This is a genomic window from Mucilaginibacter sp. (assembly GCF_965201005.1).
Lineage (GTDB): Bacteria > Bacteroidota > Bacteroidia > Sphingobacteriales > Sphingobacteriaceae > Mucilaginibacter_A.
On record NZ_OZ241747.1, the window covers coordinates 1,076,584 to 1,099,270 of the forward strand.

At 41.7% G+C, this 22,687-nt stretch carries 22 protein-coding genes; 11 read left to right on the forward strand and 11 right to left on the reverse strand.

Translation table 11 applies throughout. From position 1 onward, the window contains the following. The first annotated feature begins 202 nt into the window (after positions 1 to 202). Complete coding sequence (locus tag ACOFKR_RS04950; RefSeq protein ID WP_419802911.1) at positions 203 to 2,896, forward strand: DNA gyrase/topoisomerase IV subunit A; 2,694 nt, start codon at positions 203 to 205, stop codon at positions 2,894 to 2,896. 22 nt (positions 2,897 to 2,918) lie between these two features. Here ACOFKR_RS04950 and ACOFKR_RS04955 read toward each other — a convergent pair whose 3' ends face one another. From ACOFKR_RS04955 to ACOFKR_RS04990, 8 genes are all read right to left on the reverse strand, one after another. After that, positions 2,919 to 3,344 (reverse strand): hypothetical protein, encoded by a 426-nt coding sequence (locus tag ACOFKR_RS04955; RefSeq protein ID WP_419802912.1) that lies wholly within the window; start codon positions 3,342 to 3,344, stop codon positions 2,919 to 2,921. Positions 3,345 to 3,346: 2 nt separating this feature from the next. After that, entirely contained in the window at positions 3,347 to 3,571 is a 225-nt protein-coding gene (locus ACOFKR_RS04960; RefSeq protein ID WP_419802913.1) for a hypothetical protein, read from the reverse strand. A 74-nt stretch (positions 3,572 to 3,645) separates the two neighbouring features. Continuing rightward, positions 3,646 to 5,025: an aspartate kinase gene (locus tag ACOFKR_RS04965; RefSeq protein WP_419802914.1), complete on the reverse strand. Its 1,380-nt coding sequence runs from the start codon at positions 5,023 to 5,025 to the stop codon at positions 3,646 to 3,648. A 136-nt stretch (positions 5,026 to 5,161) separates the two neighbouring features. Further along, entirely contained in the window at positions 5,162 to 5,902 is a 741-nt protein-coding gene (locus ACOFKR_RS04970) for a hypothetical protein (RefSeq protein WP_419802915.1), read from the reverse strand. Between the two features lie 379 nt (positions 5,903 to 6,281). Next, positions 6,282 to 7,322: a hypothetical protein gene (locus ACOFKR_RS04975; RefSeq protein WP_419802916.1), complete on the reverse strand. Its 1,041-nt coding sequence runs from the start codon at positions 7,320 to 7,322 to the stop codon at positions 6,282 to 6,284. A gap of 166 nt (positions 7,323 to 7,488) precedes the next feature. Next, a complete protein-coding gene (locus ACOFKR_RS04980; protein ID WP_419802917.1) occupies positions 7,489 to 8,370 on the reverse strand; it encodes a class I SAM-dependent methyltransferase in 882 nt (293 codons plus the stop codon). An 82-nt stretch (positions 8,371 to 8,452) separates the two neighbouring features. After that, positions 8,453 to 9,205, reverse strand: coding sequence for an ABC transporter ATP-binding protein (locus ACOFKR_RS04985; RefSeq protein ID WP_419802918.1), 753 nt, complete (start codon positions 9,203 to 9,205; stop codon positions 8,453 to 8,455). Beyond that, entirely contained in the window at positions 9,202 to 9,933 is a 732-nt protein-coding gene (locus ACOFKR_RS04990; RefSeq protein WP_419802919.1) for an MlaE family ABC transporter permease, read from the reverse strand. The genes ACOFKR_RS04985 and ACOFKR_RS04990 overlap by 4 nt, the downstream gene beginning before the upstream one ends. 71 nt (positions 9,934 to 10,004) lie before the next feature. Between ACOFKR_RS04990 and ACOFKR_RS04995 the strand changes: the two genes are divergently transcribed. The 4 genes from ACOFKR_RS04995 (at position 10,005) to ACOFKR_RS05010 (ending at position 13,807) form a co-directional block, all read left to right on the forward strand. Beyond that, the gene (locus ACOFKR_RS04995; protein ID WP_419802920.1) at positions 10,005 to 10,706 is read left to right on the forward strand and encodes an SDR family oxidoreductase; all 702 of its coding nucleotides are present in this window, start codon (positions 10,005 to 10,007) and stop codon (positions 10,704 to 10,706) included. A 21-nt stretch (positions 10,707 to 10,727) separates the two neighbouring features. After that, positions 10,728 to 11,240 (forward strand): PspC domain-containing protein, encoded by a 513-nt coding sequence (locus ACOFKR_RS05000; RefSeq protein ID WP_419802921.1) that lies wholly within the window; start codon positions 10,728 to 10,730, stop codon positions 11,238 to 11,240. Between the two features lie 3 nt (positions 11,241 to 11,243). Further along, a complete protein-coding gene (locus ACOFKR_RS05005) occupies positions 11,244 to 12,224 on the forward strand; it encodes a LiaF transmembrane domain-containing protein (protein WP_419802922.1) in 981 nt (326 codons plus the stop codon). 365 nt (positions 12,225 to 12,589) lie between these two features. Beyond that, the gene (locus ACOFKR_RS05010; protein WP_419802923.1) at positions 12,590 to 13,807 is read left to right on the forward strand and encodes a peptidoglycan DD-metalloendopeptidase family protein; all 1,218 of its coding nucleotides are present in this window, start codon (positions 12,590 to 12,592) and stop codon (positions 13,805 to 13,807) included. A 79-nt stretch (positions 13,808 to 13,886) separates the two neighbouring features. Here ACOFKR_RS05010 and ACOFKR_RS05015 read toward each other — a convergent pair whose 3' ends face one another. Beyond that, entirely contained in the window at positions 13,887 to 14,306 is a 420-nt protein-coding gene (locus tag ACOFKR_RS05015; protein ID WP_419802924.1) for a nucleoside-diphosphate kinase, read from the reverse strand. Between the two features lie 123 nt (positions 14,307 to 14,429). Between ACOFKR_RS05015 and ACOFKR_RS05020 the strand changes: the two genes are divergently transcribed. The 6 genes from ACOFKR_RS05020 to ACOFKR_RS05045 all read left to right on the forward strand — a co-directional run bounded on the left by ACOFKR_RS05020 (position 14,430) and on the right by ACOFKR_RS05045 (position 20,377). Beyond that, positions 14,430 to 15,440, forward strand: coding sequence for a DHH family phosphoesterase (locus ACOFKR_RS05020; RefSeq protein ID WP_419802925.1), 1,011 nt, complete (start codon positions 14,430 to 14,432; stop codon positions 15,438 to 15,440). Between the two features lie 2 nt (positions 15,441 to 15,442). Then, on the forward strand, positions 15,443 to 16,432 hold the full coding sequence (locus tag ACOFKR_RS05025; RefSeq protein WP_419802926.1) for an FKBP-type peptidyl-prolyl cis-trans isomerase: 990 nt from the start codon (positions 15,443 to 15,445) through the stop codon (positions 16,430 to 16,432). A 50-nt stretch (positions 16,433 to 16,482) separates the two neighbouring features. Then, positions 16,483 to 17,490: an FKBP-type peptidyl-prolyl cis-trans isomerase gene (locus tag ACOFKR_RS05030; RefSeq protein WP_419802927.1), complete on the forward strand. Its 1,008-nt coding sequence runs from the start codon at positions 16,483 to 16,485 to the stop codon at positions 17,488 to 17,490. Positions 17,491 to 17,543: 53 nt separating this feature from the next. Further along, a complete protein-coding gene (locus ACOFKR_RS05035; RefSeq protein ID WP_419802928.1) occupies positions 17,544 to 18,311 on the forward strand; it encodes a TatD family hydrolase in 768 nt (255 codons plus the stop codon). 44 nt (positions 18,312 to 18,355) lie between these two features. Then, positions 18,356 to 19,375, forward strand: a complete 1,020-nt coding sequence (locus ACOFKR_RS05040; protein ID WP_419802929.1) for an asparaginase — start codon at positions 18,356 to 18,358, stop codon at positions 19,373 to 19,375. A 117-nt stretch (positions 19,376 to 19,492) separates the two neighbouring features. After that, the gene (locus ACOFKR_RS05045) at positions 19,493 to 20,377 is read left to right on the forward strand and encodes a neutral zinc metallopeptidase (protein WP_419802930.1); all 885 of its coding nucleotides are present in this window, start codon (positions 19,493 to 19,495) and stop codon (positions 20,375 to 20,377) included. A gap of 193 nt (positions 20,378 to 20,570) precedes the next feature. Here ACOFKR_RS05045 and ACOFKR_RS05050 read toward each other — a convergent pair whose 3' ends face one another. Continuing rightward, on the reverse strand, positions 20,571 to 20,888 hold the full coding sequence (locus ACOFKR_RS05050; protein WP_419802931.1) for a YgaP family membrane protein: 318 nt from the start codon (positions 20,886 to 20,888) through the stop codon (positions 20,571 to 20,573). A 520-nt stretch (positions 20,889 to 21,408) separates the two neighbouring features. Next, positions 21,409 to 22,686 (reverse strand): NupC/NupG family nucleoside CNT transporter, encoded by a 1,278-nt coding sequence (locus ACOFKR_RS05055; protein ID WP_419802932.1) that lies wholly within the window; start codon positions 22,684 to 22,686, stop codon positions 21,409 to 21,411. Position 22,687: the final 1 nt, after the last annotated feature.

Here is a 22,687-nt window from a genome sequence, read left to right on the forward strand (position 1 = left end):
TGTTTAAATTTAACTTTTTGTGGTTGTTTTGATATGTAGATACTACAAACTTGTATTTTTTACAAAAATCCATATTAATTTTTTGTTAAATTATAATACTGTTTTTAGCCATATAAAATCTAATTTTAATAGCATTTTAGGATATTGTATCAAGCTAAATTTATTACTATATCTTATATTTGTATCCTTTAGCCAATACCAAATGAATGACGATTTAAGTCAGCAAAACGAACAACTTTCAAACATTACTTCCCTTTCGGGTTTGTACGAAAACTGGTTTCTGGATTATGCTTCTTATGTAATCCTTGATCGGGCCGTACCACATATCCACGACGGTTTAAAACCCGTGCAGCGCCGCATCCTGCATTCTTTGAAAGAAATGGACGATGGCCGTTTTAACAAAGCCGCCAATGTAATTGGCAACACAATGAAATACCATCCGCACGGCGATGCTTCCATCGGCGATGCGATGGTGCAGATTGGCCAGAAAAGCCTACTGATTGATTGCCAGGGAAACTGGGGCGATCCGGTTACGGGCGATTCTGCTGCGGCACCGCGATATATTGAGGCGCGCTTGTCCAAATTTGCGTTGGATGTTGTTTTTAATCCCGACACAACCGAATGGCAATCCAGTTATGATGGCCGGAACAAAGAACCGGTAACGCTGCCCGTAAAATTTCCACTTTTATTGGCGCAAGGTGCAGAAGGTATTGCGGTTGGTTTGGCCACCAAAGTGATGCCGCATAATTTTATCGAACTGCTAAATGCTTCCATCGAAATATTAAAAGGAAAACGTCCGGATTTATTGCCGGATTTTCCAACGGGCGGTTTGGCAGATTGCTCAGCTTATAACGAAGGTCAGCGCGGCGGAAAAATCCGTATCCGGGCTAAAATTGAAGAACGGGACAAAAAAACGCTTGCCATCACCGAAGTCCCGTTTTCTACCACAACCGGAAGTTTGATCGACAGCGTGATTGCGGCCAACGACAAAGGCAAAATCCGCATTAAAAAAATTGAAGACAATACGGCCAAAGATGTAGAAATAATCATCCATTTGGCCCCCGGGATTTCGCCCGATGTTACCATTGATGCGCTGTATGCTTTTACGGATTGCGAAGTTTCCGTCTCACCAAACACCTGCGTCATCAAGGAAAACAAGCCGCACTTTATGAGTGTGAACGACATCCTGACCGAGAGTACTCTTTTTACCAGGGAATTATTGAAACAGGAACTGGAAATCAGGCTGGCAGAACTGAAAGAGAAGATTTTTTTCAGTTCGCTGCTGAAAATTTTTATCCAGAACGGGATGTACAAAAATCCGGATTATGAAAGCTCGGGCAATTTTGAAGCGGTTGTAAAAGTGCTGAACAAGCTTTTTGCCCCTTTTATGCCACAATTTTACAGGCCGATTGAGCCGGAAGATTTCAAAAAGCTGATTGATAAACCGATGAGCAGCATCACCCGTTTTGATGTAAAAAAAGCGGATGAGCAGATGAAATCACTTGAAAACGAGATCAAAGAGGTAAACAAACACCTGAAGCAACTGACGGAATATGCCATCGACTGGTTTCTCAAACTAAAAGAAAAATTTGGCAAAGGCCGCGAACGTAAAACCGAACTTCGCATTTTTGATAAGGTTGAAGCTGCACAGGTGGCCTTGGCCAACGTTAAAATCTACATGAACCGGGAAGATGGTTTTATAGGGACGGCCTTAAAAAAAGATGAATTTGTAGGCGATTGCTCAGATTTGGACGAGCTGATTGTTTTCCGGGAAGACGGCAAATTTTTGGTGACCAAAGTGCAGGAAAAAGTTTTTGTAGGAAAAGACATTATGCACGCGGCCATCTTCAAAAAAAATGATGAGCGCACGGTTTACAATTATATTTACAAAGACGGCGAAACCGGTACTGCTTTTATCAAACGTTTTTTTGTGCAGGGTATTACGCGTGATAAAGAATATGATATGACCAAAGGCACAAAAGGCACGAAAACGCTTTACTTCACCCATAACCCAAATGGTGAGGCGGAAGTGGTAAACGTGCAGTTAAAACCGCATTCCAAGCTCAAAAAACTGACTTTTGACCTGGATTTTGCAGAAGTGGTGATCAAAGGCCGAAGTTCGCAGGGCAATGTGGTGACCAAATATCCTGTCAAAAAAATCACGCTCAAAACAAAAGGCATTTCTACTTTGGCCGGAAGGAAAATTTGGTACGATGAAGTTTTGAAACGTTTAAATGTGGATCATCGCGGTATGTTTTTGGGCGAATTTGACGGGGAAGATAAAATCCTGAAAGTGCTGGGCAACGGCGTTTGCGAGATCACAAGCTTTGACCTGACCAATCATTTCGAGGATAAAATGATACGGATTGAGAAATTTAACCCGGACCAGATTTATACCGTTGTACATTTTGAAGGCAAACTGAAAAACTATTTTGTAAAACGTTTTACATTTGAAAGTCTGGTTTTGAACAAACCGGTCAGTTTAATAAGTGAAGAACATGGTTCTAAAATGATCCTGATTTCCGGTGCTTCACAGCCGGTAATTAAGGTTGAACTATCCAAAGGAAAAAACCATCTGCCGGAAACTACCGAACTGAACCTGGCCGATCTGATCGATGTAAAAGGCATTAAAGCGCAGGGAAACCGGCTTTCCCCACATGAAATTAAAAATATCGAATTGATTGCGGAGCACGATGATGAGGAAGATGTGCCTGATCCGGTGGCAGATGTTTCGTTGAAAGAAGTGATTTCCGAAGAACACCAATCAGAAGCGGCAGAAAAAGAATTGCCGCAGAAAGAAGAAAAACAAACTTCTCCAGCCAAAAAAATCGAACTGGAAATTACCAACCCGGATGAAGTAGAGATAAAAGGGAAGGGGCAATTGCCTTTGTTTTGATGCTGTTTTTATGGGGTAAAAATCAGGCAGTTTTTGAATCACTCCGCGAACCGAAAATATAGCCCAAAACAGCCGTTAATATAGGCAGAAGCAGATTGAGCAGCACCATCTGGCTTATTTGTAGCACAAAATCCCTGGAGGCCTTTTTCTCTTCCTGTAAAACTTTGATAATACTAAGTTTTTTGCTGAAAGTGCTGTCTGCAATGTTTGCCTGCGCCGGAACTGTAATTTGTGCCGATGCATCTGTTTTCACAAAAAGCATATATAAAATCAAAAACAGCAGGAAAACAGAAATAATGCTGAGTAAAAACAGCGATAGTTTGAACCCGACTTTAGGCAACGGCGGCAGGGCATCAACCTTGGGCAGGTTTATTTTAGAGGTATCAAACTCTGCTGCTTCCTGCAAATTAATAACCGGTTTTACACCGTTTATTGATCCATCGGCCATAATTAAGCGGTTTGTTTCAAGCGTTCTAATGTTGGGGTAATGTATTTTACCGGGTTTTGCCCATCCTGATCAACGCTGACCAAAATCCTTCCTTTCTTGGCTTCAGATACCGCCCAATTGAACAACGTCAACGCATCCGCCGTTAATTGCGAAGGGACCTCAACACCGGTTTTACTGCTCAGGTCATCCATAAATGACTGGTTGATCGATAATCTTACATCTGCCATAATTTCAATTTTATCTTTAATAAAGTTAGCATAATTTCAATTACAAATCTATTTGCAAATACTGTTTTTATCCCCTAAAAAAACATGGCTTTGTTTAAGGCGATGATGGATTTTGCAAAATCTTCGCGCGCTACCACAAATTGGATATTTACCTTCCGTAACGAAAACCCGCAGCTTTTGATGTTGATGCCTTCATTGGCCAAACCCGTGGCCGAACGGGCCAGCAAACCCGGCTGATCGATATTAGAGCCGATGATGCAAACCATGGCCGCTTTTTCTACCGTAACTTTTTCAAACTTTTCTTCCAGTTCATCAATAAGTTTTTGCTTGAAATCTTTTTCCCAAATCACTACCGAAATACTGTTTGCACTGGTTGCTTTAAAGCTGTAACTCACACCGTGGCCAAAAAAAACCTGCATAATCTGCAAATCCGAACCCACGTTGCCCACCATCAGCGGATCATAAATATCAATGATCAGCACTTTTTCGGTGCCGGTTATCACTTCCACGCGTTTTTCTCCGGAAATATAATCCTGCGTAATCAGCGTTCCGGGATGTTCGGGTTCAAAAGTATTTTTTATACGGAGATTGATATTGTTGATTTCCAAAGGTTTAGAAGCTTTTGGGTGAATTGCTTCCATGCCTACGTCCGCCAGCTGATCGGCCACGTCATAATTGGTAAAGCCAACCGGTTTGCAATGTTCTAAACCAACCAGCATCGGGTCGGCCGTGCACAAATGGTATTCTTTGTGGATGATCGCTTCCTGCGGCTTAACGGCAACGGCAATTTTGCTGAACGTGACTTCAGAATAACCACGGTCAAATTCGCGCATAATACCTTCCGTGCCTTTGGCGTAGCCGGTAACAATACAAATGGTTTTGCCGAAATCAATATTTTTAAATGCTTCTTTTATCCGCTGATCTATTGTGTACGATTGATGATCGTCGAAACCGCTCAAATCAATACAAATGGCGTTGATGCCTTTATCTTGCAGGATGTTGGTGAAGTTAAAAGCCGAATGCGTTTCGCCGATGGAAGCCAGGATTTCGCGCGCGGCCTGCAAAATCCCTTCCTGGCTTACATAACCCGAAGCCAGGATATTTACCAGGTTTTCGAGGTAATTTTGTGCATCACGAACGCGTTTTTCGATAAACTGATCTGCAGCGGCCAAATCCAAACCTAAATCAACATAGTTTTTGTTGAGGTTTTGCAGTTGAACAATCAAATCGTTTAAAGCCGAATGAAAATCCTGATAATTGGCGATCAGGTGGTACACGCCCGGTGCACCTGTTTTCTTGTTTTCCAATAATAAATTGGTTACACCGGAAAAGGCAGAAACTACAAAAATGCGGTTATACAATTCATCGCCGCTACGGTTAAAAAAGATGATATTTTTGAGCACATCGTGCAAGGCCGTCATGGAAGTGCCCCCGATTTTTTCTACAGTCAGCATGTTAGAGTCGAAATTTTATGCGGTAAAAACAGTATGTTAATGGCTGTTCCTACCAAATTTCAAAGCTATCAAAAAAGCTGAAAGGTGTTAATCTATGTTTAAGGAAATTTGGGTGATAAAAGAAGTGTTGGCTTGATTACTTTTCGTTGAGTAGCTTTTTGAAATCAATTTTATCAAAATCAAATTCGGGTACTTTGCTTTCTTTACAGTAGTTAACAACAATATCAAAAGCTTTAGCATGTTCTTTCGATACAAATAATCCATATCGATATTCTCCTTTTTTATTCCAATATTTCCAAACGCTAATGTTCTTTTTAAGATCAATAATATAAATACTTAGTTTTGCTGGTTTTACATAAACATCACTGTTATCAAAAAAATCTTTACTTGTAAGTTTATAATGATTTAGATTGATTTTGGAAAAAGAAGTTAATATACAAGGATATGGGCCATCGAGATACCAATAAAACAATAAAGAATTCGTGATCATTTTTCTGTTTCCCCAATCAGATGGAGCATACAAGTAATATTTGTCTTTGTATTTGTAAAGTGGTAACCACTCTTTTACAATATTTTGAAGATTGAATTTCTTTACTGGTGCAGATCTTTTTTTGAATAACTTGTAATATTCATTTATAAATTCTAAATCACCCTTACTAAATTTAAAATTTGTTAAAAGCTTATAATAGTTAGATTTTCTGTTTTTTTCAATATAAATTTTATGATAATAGGAAGAATCTTTTTCCTTCAATATAAAAGTAGTATCCTTATAACTATTACTTATAAAATTATTTATTGTAGGAAACGAAACAGTATTTGAATAGCAATAAAAAATATTGGATAAAAAAAGTGTTAAAACAATTAATTCTTTTTTCATACTTATTATGGCGGCCGATTAATTTATATAGAAAGTGTTTTCTCAACTAAGAACCTTCATTCAAAATTTTTAAAAATAGCTTTTGCATCAACCAGATTTTCTTCGTTTTAAGATTCTTCATAAGTTAACAAAACTTCTTGTTTCTGTTCATCAATCAAATATGCCCAGGTTAAGCCATTTGCTTCATTGCTTTTTAAATGTAGTTCGTTTTAACAATTCAACCGCCTTTTTTACCCATCTGTTCAGAAATGTAATTAACTTCCTCGTCTGGAATTTGAATTAACATCTTTGTTATAAACTTAGGTTTTATGAATGAATATACAAAAAGAAGCACCTGCTTTTAAACAAATGCTTCTTTTATCACCTAAAAATCAGCGTTTTACTGATACTGGATATAAATCGGCTTAGGTTTTAAAGCTAAAACTTCCGCAGGCGTCATCATATGGTGCGGTGCTTTTTTCAGATCGTTTTTATAGAAAAGTTTGAAACCTGTAAACTGCACAGGTTCTGCAAAAATGTGGTTGCGGTAAGTGCCTTTTTTCAGTTCCGGCTCGCCCCAGCCGTCCATGTCCATTACAAACTGTACTTCCGGGTGTAATTTAATGTTTTTGTAATTGGTAACCATATTTTTGGTGAAACGGTGCAAAACCAAAATTTTTGGCGGCAGGTTATTGGCTTTCACTAATTTGGCTAAATAATCAGAGGCAAAATTTACATCATCCGCATCATAAGTGCCGATTTTGCTTCCGGGCCGGGCACCTGTTTTCATCGAAAATTCCGGGTCCATGGCAAAATGAACGTTCGGCATTTTCAAATATTTTTCAAACAAAGGCAATTCTGCACGGATGTTACTCAATGCCACTTGTACATCAATAAAAACCAAAGCATTTCGGGTTTTGGCCATAGCTAAAACCGAATCGATTTGTTTAAAAGGCATCCGGTAACGAAATTTGCCGTCCTTGCCGCCATCGCCCTGCGCTACCACGGCAATATAATGCAGGGCCGGGATTACAGGCGTTGTCGGATCGGCTTTTTCCCAGCTTTTTACTTCGCCGTCCAGCTTTTTCAGCATTTCGTTTGGTGGCAATTCACCCAAAATCCCCATCTTTTTAGAATACAAATTACCATAAAAAGCTACCACACGTTTGTAAGGAAAAATAGCGCCCGCTAACGGATAAGGTGTATTTTTGACCGGAAAATGCCCGGTTGTGTCTCCGTTGGCCAGCTTTTTCATCAGCGCATCATATTCTTGCGGGTTTACGGGCTGCAAGGCTGGCTTGGCAACTACAGTATCTTTTTTTGTTAAAGCAACTGTTGCAGTGTTGGTTTTTCCCGCTTTTGTGGTTTCGCTGCAATTAGTGAGCAAGATAACGCAAGAAGCGGCAAATGTCAGGGAAAAAAGTAAAGGTTTAAGGTTCATTTCGGTTTTTGGTGATGTTACAACTGAACAATTAAGTTTAGATTTTAACAAAACGTTAAAATTTTATACTGATACGGTTTTTTTACAAATGCAGTTTCATCAACTGCAAAACATCCGGCGCAAACATAACAGCTTTTTTTGCCGGTGCATCATGTTTTCAGGCTGATTATAGATTATTGAATTTCCCGAACACGCCCAACGGCAATTTGCTGCCTGCAGTTGCCTGTAAATAAAGTTCGCCGGTTTCCAGGTTTTGGGCTTGTGGATAAGCACCACGGATCAGGTTTTCTACAATCACCGAAGAAAAACCAAGCGAGTAAGTGTTCGAAATCAAAAAATGTTCCTGCGGATCCAACAACTGCACTACATCGTTCATCATCTCCAGGATATTATCTTCCAGTTTCCATTTTTCGCCGTTCGGGCCGTGGCCAAAAGCGGGCGGGTCCAGGATGATGCCATTATAAGTATTGCTTCTTTTAAGCTCTCTTTTTACAAATTTCAGCGCATCTTCCACCACCCAGCGAATATTATCGAGGTTTGATAACTGCATGTTTTCGTTTGCCCAGGTTACAACCTGTTTGATCGAATCTACGTGCGTAACTTCTGCACCGGCCGCTCTTGCTATCAGCGATGCCGCGCCGGTATAAGCAAAAAGATTTAAAAATTTAGGCTGAGGTGTTTTGAGTTTTTTGATGTTGGAGGAGATATAATCCCAGTTTACGGCCTGCTCCGGGAAAACGCCCACATGCTTAAAGGATGTTAAACCCATGCGCAACCGGATGTCCACTTCCGGGTTTTGATATTCAATCTGCCAGCGGTCTGGCGTGGATTGGCTCTTTTTCATCCATTCGCCGGAAGTGGCCGAGCGGCCTTTAAATTTAATATGATGCTGTTTTTGCCACTCATTTTCCGGTAAAGCTTTGGCCCAAACGGCTTGTGGTTCCGGCCGGATCAGGATTATATTGCCAAAACGTTCCAATTTTTCAAAATCACCGCAATCAATCAGTTCGTAATCTTTCCAGTGTTGTGGTGTGAGGAGTTGGATCATTATTCAGGAGTGAGGTATCAGATGCGAGGAGCGGACTATTGGTACGGTAAAAACTTAAAACTTATAACCCACAACTTACAACTCAAAGTTTCTCTTTTGCTGCTTCCATAAATTTGCTGGCAAACACAAAGCTGTTTAATTCTGCATTATCGGTATGGGCAATTTCTTTGTTGGAGCCTTGCCACCATTTTTCGCCGTTGTACAGAAAGAGGATATTATCGCCAATGCCCATTACCGAGTTCATATCGTGCGTAACAACAACAGTTGTAATTTTTAATTCGTCGGTAATTTCTTTAATCAAATCATCAATAACGATAGATGTTTTTGGGTCGAGGCCAGAGTTCGGTTCATCACAAAACAAATACTTGGGCTCCATGGCAATTGCACGGGCAATACCTACCCGTTTTTTCATCCCTCCGGAAAGTTCTGCCGGAAAAAGATCGTTGTTGCCTTTTAAATTTACCCGTTCTAAGCAAAAATTTACCCGGTCTAATTTTTCTTTTTTAGATTGATCTGAAAACATATTCAGGCCAAACATGATATTATCCTGAACGGTAAGTGAATCAAACAAAGCTGAGTTTTGAAAAAGCATCCCGATTTCTTTACGGATGTCTATCCTTTCGGTAAAACTCATCTTGGTAAAATCCCGCCCGTCGTACAAAACAGAACCTTCGGTAGGTTCGTGCAAACCAACAATGCATTTAAGCAAAGTAGTTTTCCCGGAACCGGAACCACCGATGATCAGGTTGTTTTTCCCGGTTTCAAATGTGCAGGATATATCTTTTAAAACTTCGTTATCTCCAAATACCTTGCGTATATTTTTAACTTCGATCATAATAACATTTGTGTAACAGCGTAATCTGAAGCTAAAATGGAAATACAGGTTACCACAACCGCACTTGTACTTGCCTGAGAAACTTCTACCGCACCGCCGTTTACATAAAATCCTTTATAAGCCCCAACAGTTGTAATTATAAAGCCAAAAACAACCGCTTTTACCAAGGCTACCACAATGGTATAAGAATTAAAGTTAGTAGTAATGCCTAAAATATAATCTGCAGGTGATACTGCCCCGGATAATGAACCACCAAAATAGCCGCCCAAAATACTTAAAAACATGGCAAGGATAACCAAAACCGGCATCATTGTAATACCGGCAATAATTTTTGGCAAAATTAAGTAACCCGGAGAATTGATGCCCATGATTTCCAAAGCATCAATTTGCTCGGTTACGCGCATTGTACCAATCTCTGATGAAATAGAAGAACCAATTTTACCGGCCATAACCAATGCAGTAATAGTTGGGCTGAGTTCTAAGATACTCGAATCCCGGTTTACCTGGCCGATAATTGTTCTCGGGATCAGATCACTTGTTAACTGGAAAGCGATTTGCAGCGTCATTACTGCACCGATAAAAGTAGAAATAATAGCAATCAGACCAATAGACTCAACGCCGATATAGGTCATTTGCGTAGCAATTTGCTGCCAGTAAATTTTCCATTTTTCGGGACGTTTAAAACTCAACTTTAATAAAAGGATATACTTGCCTAAGGGTGTAAACATTTTTTTTTAAATTCAATTGGGTAAAAATAGTTGTTTTTATTATTTTAAACTCAAAACAATAAATTAAAAATATGAATTCGATCATAACCGGTGCCACCAAAGGCATTGGCCTTGCAATTGCTAAAGCCCTTGCCAAAGAAAATATCAACCTGGCAATATGTTCCAGAAATAAGGAAGATTTATTATCGGTAAAAGAAGCATTATTGCGCATCAACCCAACTATAAAAGTTTTTATAAGTGTGGCCGATTGCAGTTTGCGGGCAGATGTCATCCGTTTTGCTATGGAAGCAGAGCAGGAACTCGGACCGTTTCAGGTTATTGTCAACAACGCCGGACTGTTTTTACCGGGCAATATTTTAGACGAACCAGAAAATGCCTTGCAAAAACAGCTCGACTTAAACCTGATAGCAGGTTATGAGCTATATCGTTACTTCGGTAAAAAACTGATGGCAGCGCGCTCCGGCCACATCTTTAATATCTGTTCGGCGGCCTCTAAAAACGTTGTTGTAAATGCAGGCAGTTATTCTGTAACAAAGTTTGCGCAGCTGGGTCTTAATCATGTTATGCGGGAAGAAATGAAAGCGCATCAGGTAAAAGTAACGGCTATCTTACCAGGATCAACTTTAACAAATTCCTGGGCTGGGACGACGGTTCCGCCCCAAAAATTTGTACTGCCGGAAGATGTGGCCGAAGCTGTAATTAATTGCCTGAAAATGAGTGCAGGAGCTAATGTTGATGAGCTGATTATCCAGACCGCAACAGGAGAAATTTGAAAAATAACCGATAAAAACAGTATGGAAAAGAAATTGTACCGGGACGAATCCCGGAAGGTGATTGCCGGTGTTTGCGCTGGCCTGGCTGATTATTTCAGCATTGATGTTACAATCGTTCGTTTGCTTTTTGTGCTTACGCTGATTTATCATGGCGGCGGCACGCTGGTTTACATTGTTTTGTGGATTGTAATGCCGAAAAGAATGGGCGTTTTTAATGATCCAACGGTGGATTACACGGTGCACAACGAAAACGCTCTGTTTCAATCCTTCAAAACCAAAAGATCCTTCAAAAACAATAAAGATGTAGCTCAAATAGGCGGAATAGTATTGATTTTGCTGGGCGTTTTCTTCCTGCTGGATCAGTTAAATATTATCCCGTACTGGTTTGATTTTGAAAAATTTTGGCCGGTAATCCTGGTGGTGATTGGTTTGGCACTGATCTTCAAATCCAAAACAAAAACCGTTGAACCGGAAAAACCAAACGATAAGGAAGAATGGTCTGGCATGAACCCAGCCGAACCCAAAGATTTATAAGCCATGAAACGCGACAGATTATTTACCGGTATGTTTTTGCTGGGCATCGGCATACTGTTTTTACTGAACAATTTTAACATAATCAGTTTCCATTGGGGCAATTTGCTGGGTTTATGGCCGATATTGCTGATCATTTCCGGTGTGAACATTGTTTTCCCGCATTACAATTCCAACGGGGCAGCGGCGGTGAAAGTGCTGGTGTTTTTAGCTCTGTTTTCGCTGGTGGTTTATCGTGGCGTGATGCCGCCCGACAATCATTTCTGGAACCGCAATTTTAATGGCCATACTTTTTTTAACGATCAGAATAATGATGATGAAGATGGTTCAGACAATAAAAACGTGGTGAAAACAGAAAGCAGCGGCACTTACAATGAACCTTATACGCCGCAGGTAAAAGTGGCTAACTTAAACATCCGCGGCGGCGGCGTAACATACGTTTTGCAGGACACGACAAATGATCTGTTCAGCGCCTCTACACAGGAAATGGGCGGGCGGTTTTTGTTCAGTACCACGGCTTCTGATTCTGGCAAAACCATCAACTTCAACACTAAAAACAACAGCCATTCCATGAATTGGGATACCGATAACGGCAACAAAGCCAGCATCAAACTCAACCCAAACCCGGAGTGGAACGTGGATATTTCTGCAGGCGCAAGCAAGCTGGACATGGATTTCAGTAAGTTTAAAATCAGGAATTTGCGTGTAAAAGGCGGTGCCGCTTCCATGGATTTTAAGCTGGGCCAGCCCACAGCCGGCAATACCACGGTTGAAGTTGCCACCGGCGTTTCCGAAGTGAGCATCAGCGTGCCCGAAAATGCAGCCTGCCAAATTAATAGTAAAACCGGCCTGTCGTCCAAAAATTTTGAAGGCTTTCAATCCAAAAACGATGGCCAGTACCAAACGGCCGGTTTTGATGCGGCACCAAAAAAAATCTACCTTAATTTAAAAGGGGGCATTTCTGATTTCAGTGTGAAGCGTTATTAAGGAAATCCTTTTGATTGCTTTGAATGGGCGATGCTGTTTTTATGCCGGTAAAAACAGTATCGTTTTTTGTTTTACGCTGTTGTCATTGCGGTAACAACGTGCTGTTATTCCGACGGTAGAAGGAATCTACATCGAAGTTATTTGATGGCGATGCAAAACTGCTAAATTACAAATCCGGTTTTTATAAAGTATTGGCAGAAGAACAAAGTACACAAACATTCATCTGTTTATCAAGTTAGGACGAGGAGATATCTTTGTTTATGAATTGCATCACCTGCTCAAAATATAGAAGTACTATTTCGATGCTGTTTTTAGCCACCTTTTTTTCGTGCAACAGCATTGGGCCTGCTGGATTGTTTAAAAAAATGTCTCCGCACGAAACCTACGGAAACCGCTTGAAAACCGCCGGACTACAGCAAACCGCAATGGGGCTTGCCTGGCTGCAAACGGCCGATCAGAGTTTAAGTAAAGCATTGAAAATCAGTATTCCGTATAAAGAAACCGGTTTTTTTGCTGCCGAACGGGTTCAGGCCGCAACCTATCAGTTTGAAGCCAAAAGAGGCGAAAAGCTGTACATCAGCCTGAGCAAAAACCCGGCGCAAAATTTCAATGTTTTTGCAGATGTTTGGCAGCAATCCAACTTAAACCGTGTGCTGGTTTCGGCTGATACCACCGGCAAACCTTTTGTGCTGGAAGTGAAACAAACCGGTACTTACCTGCTTCGTTTGCAGCCGGAATTATTGCGCAGCGGCGAATACACGCTGACGGTGCAATCCGGGCCGACGTTGTCGTTCCCGGTGGCCGAATCCGGCAAACCAAATATCGGCAGTTTTTTTGGTGCCGATCGGGATGCCGGGATCCGCAAACATGAAGGCATTGATATTTTCGCCAAAAAAGGAACGCCAGCCTTGGCCGCCGCAAACGGGATTGCCCAGCCCGGCGAAAATAAACTGGGCGGAAAAGTGGTTTTTCTCCATCCGGACGATGCGGATTATACGTTATATTACGCACATCTGGATTCGCAGTTGGTGCACAACGGCCAGCGTGTTTCTATCGGCGATACCATTGGTTTGGTGGGCAATACCGGCAACGCGCGCACTACGCCTTCGCATCTGCATTTCGGGATTTATACCAATAGCGGCGCGGTCAACCCGCTCACGTTTGTGGCACCGGTTACCAAAAAAGCGGCCTCGGTGCTGGCTTTAGCCAAAAACCTGAACGCAACGGTTCGGACGGAAAGTAAAAATAATAAATTGTATGAATCGCCCAACGAAAAAAGTAGTGTAAAAGAAGCATTGCCCGAGAACACCATTTTGCACGTTGATGCGGCCACCGGAAATTATTATAAAGTAATACTTCCCGACGGAAAAACGGGTTTTATCAACAGCAAAACGGTGGATGAAGTGAATGAACCTTTACGGAAATTTACGCTAAAAATACGACAACCCATTTATGATCAGCCGGATACGTTATCGCCCAGAAAATTAGTGCTGGCGGCCGGAAAGCCGGTAAGCGTGCTAGGCAGTTTTGAAAATTTTTATCTGGTGGAAGACGGAACAGAAATGGGCTGGCTGAAAAAGTAAAATTTAGGTAGATAAAAAAAGCATCCAAATCATTTCAATTCGGATGCTTTTTAAATTAGTGTGATGCTTCTTTTATCGGCTAAAATCTCTCGAAAGCAGAGAAAAAGAAGTTGCCTTCAATCATGGCATTATCATCAGAATCAGAACCGTGGACCGCATTCTTTTCGATGGATTCTGCAAATTCTTTACGGATGGTACCTTCTTCTGCCTGTGCCGGGTTGGTTGCACCGATCAGTTTGCGAAAAGAAGCAACGGCATCATCTTTTTCTAAAATGGCGGCCACAATCGGCCCGGAAGACATAAAGCCGACCAAATCTTTATAAAACGGCCGCCCGGCATGAACAGCGTAAAATTTACCGGCCAATTCCGGCGATAATGACGTATATTTTAAAGCCACGATTTTAAAACCGGCCTCGGTTATTTTGTTTAAAATTGCCCCAATGTGCTGACTGGCAACCGCATCCGGCTTAATCATGGTAAAAGTTTTGTTGGTTTCCATAGTGTTGATTTGTAAATTGTGGCAAAAGTAAGTTTTTAGTAAGGAAACCGAAAACCAAGTTTAATTAGAGAACCTGTAATTCATTTATTTATTTAGCTTTGCATTCCGTTTTTAAAACTGTAGATGTTGAACCTTGCTGAGCTGAAGGAAATCCTGGCCCAACCCAAAAATATCGTGATTACCACGCACCATAAACCAGATGGTGACGCGCTGGGTTCTTCGCTTGGTTTGTGGCATTATCTCCGGCAGAAACAGCATCACGTTCAGGTAATTACGCCTACGGATTATCCTGATTTTCTGGCCTGGATGCCCGGAAACGCGGACGTAATTATTTATACAGACAAAAAAGAATTATCCGCCCAGCTGGTGGCGCAAGCAGATCTAATTTTTTGTCTGGATTTTAATTCTCTTTCCCGCATCAATGGTTTAGGTGAACTGGTACAGGCTTCACCGGCTAAAAAGATCATGATCGATCATCACCTTGACCCGGAAAATTTTGATGATTTCCGCCATTGGGACACGCGCGCCTGTTCTGCCGCACAACTGGTTTATGAGTTTATTGCCCAACTTTTAGGTGATAAAAACAGCATCGATGCTGATGTGTCCACGTGTTTATATACCGGGATTATGACAGATTCCGGATCGTTCCGTTTCCCAAACACTACTTCCAACGTGCACCGGATTACGGCTGATCTGATTGATTTGGGTGCTGATAATGCCGAAATCCATCAAGCGGTTTACAATCATTCCAGTGAAAACCGCCTGCGTTTTCTGGGTTATTGCCTGAGCAACAAACTGGAGGTTTTGCATGAATACAATACAGCCCTGATTACGGTAAACCAGAAAGAATTAAAGCAGTTTGACAGTAATACCGGTGATACAGAAGGGATTGTGAATTATGCCTTGTCGATAGATGGCATACGTTTGGCTGCTTTTATTGTAGAGCGAAAAGACAAGATCAAGCTTTCGCTGCGTTCTACCGGCACGTTTCCGGCTAATGAAATCTGCAAAAATTATTTTCATGGCGGCGGCCACCGCAATGCGGCCGGCGGCCAGTCAGAAGATACTTTGGAGCAGGTTGTCCATCAATTTAAAACTTTATTACCTGAATATAAAAATCTTTTAACAAAATAAAAATGAAGAAAAACCTGATTTTTTTTACCCTTGCGGCCCTGGCTTTTGCAGGTTGCAACGGCGGCTTTACCAAAAGCAGTAGCGGCACTTTGTACAAAATTATTAAAGATGTGCCCGGGGAAAAAATAAAAACCGGCGATTTTATAAGCGTAAACGTAATTGCCAAAACAGATAAAGATTCTGACCTGGTAAACACTTATGATATAGGCCGCGCATCACAATTGCTGGTTGCCAAACCGATGTACAAAGGCGATTTGTATGATGCTTTGATGTTGCTGAGCGAAGGTGACAGTGCCGTTATCAAGATTGATGCCGATACGCTGATGAAGCACAGCGGACAGCCAAAGCCGCCGGGTTTTAAAGGAAAATACTTTAACTACACTATTAAAATCGAAAAGGTTTTGCCTAAAGGAAAGCTGGACGACAAAGCTTTTCAGGAAAAAATCGGTCAGTATTTTAAAGGTGAAGCCGACAAGGCCAAAGCTGCCGAACCGATCAAAATCAAAAAATATATTGCTGACAAAAACCTGAAACCGATCACTACGCCATCCGGCTTAAACTACGTGATTACGCAGGTAGGCAGCGGCCCGAAACTGGAAATCGGCGATACTGCCGTGGTTGATTATACCGGCCGGTTGATGAATTCGAAAGAAAAAGTTTTTGACACCAGCGTTAAAGAGGTGGCACAAAAAAGCAACATGTTTGATAAAATGCGCCCTTATGCACCAATCAAAATCGAGGTTGGTAAAAAAGCAGTAATCCCCGGTTGGGACGAAGGTTTGCAATTGCTGAACAAAGGCGAAAAAGTAACTTTTATCATTCCGTCTTCACTGGCTTACGGCGAGCAGGGCTATGGCCCGATTGCACCGTTTTCGCCATTGGTTTTTGAGGTAGAAGTGAAAAATATCATCCACCCAAACCCAAATGCGCCAAAACCACCAATGCCGCCGATGCAAATGCCGCAGGCACCAACCAACCCGGCAGCAAGATAATTAACTAAAATATCCGGCCTCCGCCAAAAGCGGGGGCTTTTTTCAACCACATGAAATTTCGCTATTTCCTATCTGTTTTCCTGTTTGCTTTTTGCGGACCCGTTTGGGCACAAAACCCTGTAAAAACCACTGCAAAAGGAGCACGCTATCAAATTGTTGATGCGCACACGGGCGACCGTATCAAACTAAATGATGTAATCACATTTAACCTCGCCATCAAAACAGAAAAAGACTCGGTTTTGATGAGCAGCTACCAGCGTGGCAAACCGTTTACGGCGCAGGTGCAGGCTTCCCAATCGGTGGATGACCTGATGGATATTTTTCCGCAATTAGCGTTAAAAGACAGCGTGCGCATCACAGTCCCGTCTGATTCGCTTTTTAAAAACCGTGAAGAGCAGCGGCCGCCGTTTATGGCCAAAGGTTCATCAGTTGTTTATCTGTTAAAAATTGAAAAAGTACAATCCTTGGATGAGGCCATTGCAGAAAGAAAAGTGGCCGAAGCAAAAATTGCCGAAGGAAATGAAAAACTGAAAGCGGAGGAAGCTCAGCGTATTGCCAAATATGTGGCCGTTTTAAAGCCTGCAGCAAAAGTTACGCCTTCCGGTTTGTATTATCAAATTTTAACGCCATCCGCCAAACCAAAACCTTTGCCCGGCGATACGCTGCGGGTGAACTATATCGGGCGGACTTTAGAAGGAAAAGTTTTTGATACCAATTTGCAAAACGAGGCGCAGAAAGCAGGCGTATTGCAACCAGGAAGACCGTATGAGCCACTTCAGTTTGTGGTAAAATCCGGACAGGTGATTCCGGGTTGGGACGAAGGTTTTTTACTGCTGAACCAAGGCTCAAAAGCGCGGCTGATTATTCCCTCAAAATTAGCTTACGGCGGAAATCAGTCTGGGCCAGATATTGCACCATACAGTCCGCTGGTTTTTGATGTCGAGTTGCTCAGTATCAAACCCGGCAAACATCCTGTGGCCACCAAAAAAATACCGGTAAAAAAAGCATCTGCTAAAAAGCCGGTCAAAAAGCCGGTTTCAATAAAAAAGAAAAAATAAGCAAAACGTGCCTTCTGTAACCATCAGGAGGCATTTTTTTTAGTTTTGAAACGATGGTACTCACCGATACACATACACATTTATATTACGAGGCCGACCCGGCTGCCCGAAACGCCATGATGCAGCGTTGTACTGATCAGCAGATTAGCCGCTTGTTTTTGCCCAATGTTGATGCCGCTTCGGTGCCGATGGTGGCGGATCTTGTTCAAAATTATCCGCAAAACTGTTTCCCGATGCTGGGTTTACATCCTTGCAGCGTTACCAAAAACTGGGAAAGGGAACTGCAGGAAATCAAGGTAATTTGGGGCGGTCAGAAATATTATGCCGTTGGTGAAATCGGCATTGATTTGTACTGGGCGCAGGATTTGCTGGCCGAGCAGCAGGCGGCTTTCCGGGCGCAAATTACCTGGGCAAAAGAAGCATCGCTACCTATTGTAATCCATTGCCGTGCTGCTTTTAACGAGGTTTTTTCGATCCTGAAAGAAGAGTATGACGAAAAACTGCGTGGTATTTTCCATTGTTTTTCAGGAGATTTAACGCAGGCAAATCAAATTATAGAACTTGGTTTTTTCTTGGGGATTGGCGGCGTGGTAACGTATAAAAATGCCGGTTTGGATAAAGTGGTGCAGCAAATCGATCCAAAATACTTGGTTTTAGAAACAGATTCGCCGTATTTGCCGCCTGTACCTTTCCGCGGAAAACAAAACGAAAGTGCTTATTTAACTTATATTGCCCAAAAAATAGCTGATCTGCATCAGGTATCGGTAGAAAAAATAGCTGAAACCACTACGCTGAATTCTGAAAAAATTTTCGGAATTTAGGGTATAATTATATATAAATCAATGCTTTATCGAGTCGCTTTATTATGACGAACATCCTCATCATCTATACTGGCGGAACCATTGGAATGGTGAACGACCCGGCAACGCAAATGCTCCGTCCGTTTGATTTTAACCAGATCATCCTGAATGTACCTGAACTGGCCCGGCTCGATTACCGTTTAACGGTTCATTCTTTTGTGCCGATCATTGATTCATCCAACATGAAACCCGCAACCTGGGTGGAAATCGCAACGCTTATCGAAATCAATTACAACGATTACGAAGGTTTTGTGATTTTGCACGGCTCGGACACGATGGCTTTTACCGCTTCGGCATTGAGTTTTATGCTGGAAGGACTAAATAAACCCGTCGTGTTGACCGGATCACAACTGCCTATCAGCCAGATACGTACCGATGCAAAAGAAAATTTGATCACTTCGCTGGAGATTGCCGCTTCCCAAAAAAACGGCAAGGCTTTGGTGCCCGAAGTTTGTATTTATTTTGATTCGCAGCTTTTCCGCGGCAACCGTTCTTTCAAATATAATTCGTCAAAATTCGAAGCTTTCCGTTCGCCCAATTATCCGGTTTTGGCCGAAGCCGGCGTCCACCTCAGCTTTAACGAAGCTTTTATTTTGAAGGCTACAGATCAGCCTTTCCAGGTACATAAAAACATGTATGCCGATATTGCCGTGTTGAAATTATACCCCGGCATCAGTCAGAAAACGGTGGAAAGCATTTTAAAAGCGGATGCCAAAGCGTTTGTGATGGAAACTTTTGGTGCCGGAAATACAACAACAGACGAATGGTTTATCAAAGCACTGAAAAAAGTGATTAGAAAAGGCAAAATTATCCTGGATATTTCGCAATGTAAAGTAGGCACAGTGGAATTGGGCCGGTACGAAACCAGCAAGCAACTGAAAGACATGGGCGTTTTGAGCGGTTATGACATGACTTTTGAATCCGCGGTGACCAAACTGATGTATATTTTAGGCCGATATGATGATCCGGCAGAAATTGCTGCTTTGGTGGAAACCAGTTTGCGCGGTGAGATCACGATCAGTTAAACGGATGCTGTTTTTATCACCCCAAATTTAGGCTGGTAAAAGAAGCATCGGCAATAATCCAAACCAGAATTAAAAACTGTTGTTAGCAAATTTCCAAAACTTTAAAATAATAAAATTATGCGTTGGCAAGGACGAGAAGAAAGTAATGATGTAGAAGATGGCGGATCAGGTGGCGGCGGTGGCCAGAGTTTGGGCATTGGCGGCGGCATTATCGGCATTGTTGGTTTCGTAATATATATGTTTACGGGTTACAACCCAACGCAATTGCTTAACCAGGTTGGCGGCAATCAGCAACAACAAACCACACAACAGGTTTCGCCATCTCATTTAAGTAAAAGTGATAGCACAAATTTGCGTTTTTCGAGGGTGATTTTAAAAGATGTAGACACCGTCTGGACTAAAATTTTTGCTGATATGGGCAAAACTTTTGAAAAACCAAAACTGGTGTACTTTCAAAAGGAGGTAGATGCTTCCGGTTGTGGCATGGCAAGTTCGGCAACCGGGCCGTTTTATTGTCCGGCCGATCATAAAGTTTACCTCGATTTTGGTTTTTTTGATGAGCTGAGTAACCGATTTCATGCCAGCGGCGATTTTGCAAAAGCTTATGTAATTGCGCACGAAGTTGGCCATCATGTTCAAAATTTGCTTGGCGTTTCGGATAAAATGGATCAGATGCGGCAGCAGATGAGCGAGACGGACTACAACAAAATGTCTGTTAAATTAGAGTTGCAGGCTGATTTTTATGCAGGCGTTTGGGCGCATTATGAAGCTCAGATGAAAAACAGCGACAACCAAAGTGTGATCGAGCCAGGCGATATTCAATCAGCATTAACTGCCGCAAACGCCATTGGTGATGACCGTTTGCAGCAGGAAGCAACCGGCCATGTTTCACCGGATTCTTTTACCCACGGAACTTCTGCACAACGTATGTACTGGTTTAAAAAAGGCTACGAAACCGGCGACATCAGGCAGGGAAATACCTTTGCAGAAGGTGCTTTATAATTTTTAGCAGGATTTATACCGATAAAAGAAGCATTATTTGAGTTAATGCTTCTTTTTCATTTTAAAAGAAAATTATAAGGGTTGCATTGATATTATTCTGCTTCTGATGCGTCTGAACCTGATGCTGTTTTTAGCGCATAAAAAAAGGGATATTTTCATGTGAAAATATCCCTTTTGATTAAAAAATATCCTATTACAATTGAGAAACAGAAGAAGCTGGGTTAGAATAAGCGTGTGCTACAGCTGCTTCGTTTTCATCCGAACCATCAATAATTTTTTTGATTTCGCAATTTCCGGTTACACCGCGGTGTAGCAAAGTTGCGCCAACACCCAGTTCCGTTAAAGCCAAAAGCGGATGGGAAAATAAATTGGTGATCCCTTTAAACAAAATAAATGTTCCGGTCCCAACAGAAATAATGCGATCGGTTTTGCCCACGTTGGCATTGGGGTTGTTAGTTAATACAGAATCTTTTAAGTCTGTTAACACTTCTTTTATGTCGTCCGTAATCATGTTTTCCAGGTTTAATGTAAATAATGGATGATAACACAGGGATTGAAATTGTGTTTTAAAATAGTGTGATAATCAACGAGCGGTACATACAGAGCCTGTTTGAATTTTTATTGATAAGCTGACAATACTTCTTTTATGACAATAAATCTTACTTTTCCAATTTTATGCCGATAAAAGAAGTATACAAAATAGATCGGATAAAATTTAAACAGGCTCAAAAAAGTTAAAATTGAATTGATGCCGGATAAAAAAGATGCAGCCAAATGTTCTTGCCGAACTTACACAGTTGCAAAATCTGTTTGAAATATTTTCTGCAAAAACCATGATGCTTCTTTTAGCACTATAATTTTGCTGGCTGGTACAATCTGTCCGTAAAAACCAAACTATACTTCACGAAATTTGGTGTGGTAAAAGAAGCATTCTAACTTAAATAAGATTTGAACGAATCCTGAAACTAAAGATTTTGATGAAAATTTCTTCTTTCTGTTGAAACAATAAAAAGTATAATCAAAGCTAAAAGCTACATTAAAATACCTGCAATTGTGGCAGACAAATAGGAAGCCAGCGTACCGCAAACCAGGGCTTTCATCCCTAATTTTGCCAGATCGTGCCTGCGCGAAGGGGCCAGCTCGCCGATACCGCCAACTTGTATGGCAATTGAACTGAAATTGGCAAATCCGCAAAGCGCGAAACTGGCAATTACCAATGCTTTTGGCGTTAAAGCAGCTTTCATTTTGATCAGATCGAGGTAAGCCACAAACTCATTCAGTACCATTTTTGTGCCCATTAGCGAGCCAACCGAGCGTACATCTTTGCCGGGAACACCCATCGCCCAGGCAAAAACTGAAAACATGGTGCCTAAAATCTGTTTCAGGCTCAGCGTTTTTAGATCGATACCAATAAAATTTAGGTTTGCGTGAAGCGTGTTCCCCATAAAAAAACCAACTTTCCCGAGCAGATAATCCACCAAAGAAATAATGGCGATAAAACCGATCAACATAGCAATCACGTTTAAGCCAACTTTTAAACCATCGCTGGCACCATGAGAAATGGCATCAACCAGATTGGCATCAGTTTTTTTAATTTCCAGCGAAACTTTTCCTTTTGTTTCAGAAATTTCGGTTTCCGGCCAAACTATTTTCGAGATAACCAAAGCACCCGGCGCAGCCATAATACTGGCCGCAAGCAAATACTCTGCAGGCACACCAAAAGAAATGTAAACCGCCATTACGCCACCGGCAATGCAAGCCATGCTGCCCGCCATGGAAGCCAGCAATTCAGACATGGTCATGCCTTTTAAAAACGGTTTGATCATGATTTGTGCTTCCACCTGGCCCACAAACGTACTGGCCACGTTGGATAAAGCTTCGGCACCGGAAACGCCCATTATTTTATAAACCACAATAGCAACCCACCTGACAATGCGCTGCATAATGCCCAAATGATAAGCCGCACTTACCAAAACGGCCACGAAAATAATGGTTGGGATAATGCTGAAAAAGAAGATGGTGTTGACATTGGTGCCGAAAGCTTTGTTCAAAAACAAACGGTCAGTCAACGGGCCAAATACAAAAACGGCACCTTCGTGAGAAAAATCCAGGAGGCGGGAAACTTTTTCGCCGAGCCAGGAAAAAATATGTTTGCCCAGCGGCGTTTTCAAAATAAACAGGGCCAAAAGCAGCTGAATGCCTAAACCGGACAGCACAACACGGTAATTAATTGCTTTCCGGTTGTTAGACAATAAAAAAGCGATTGCAAAAATCAGCACAATCCCTATCAGTCCGGTAAATCTTTCCATA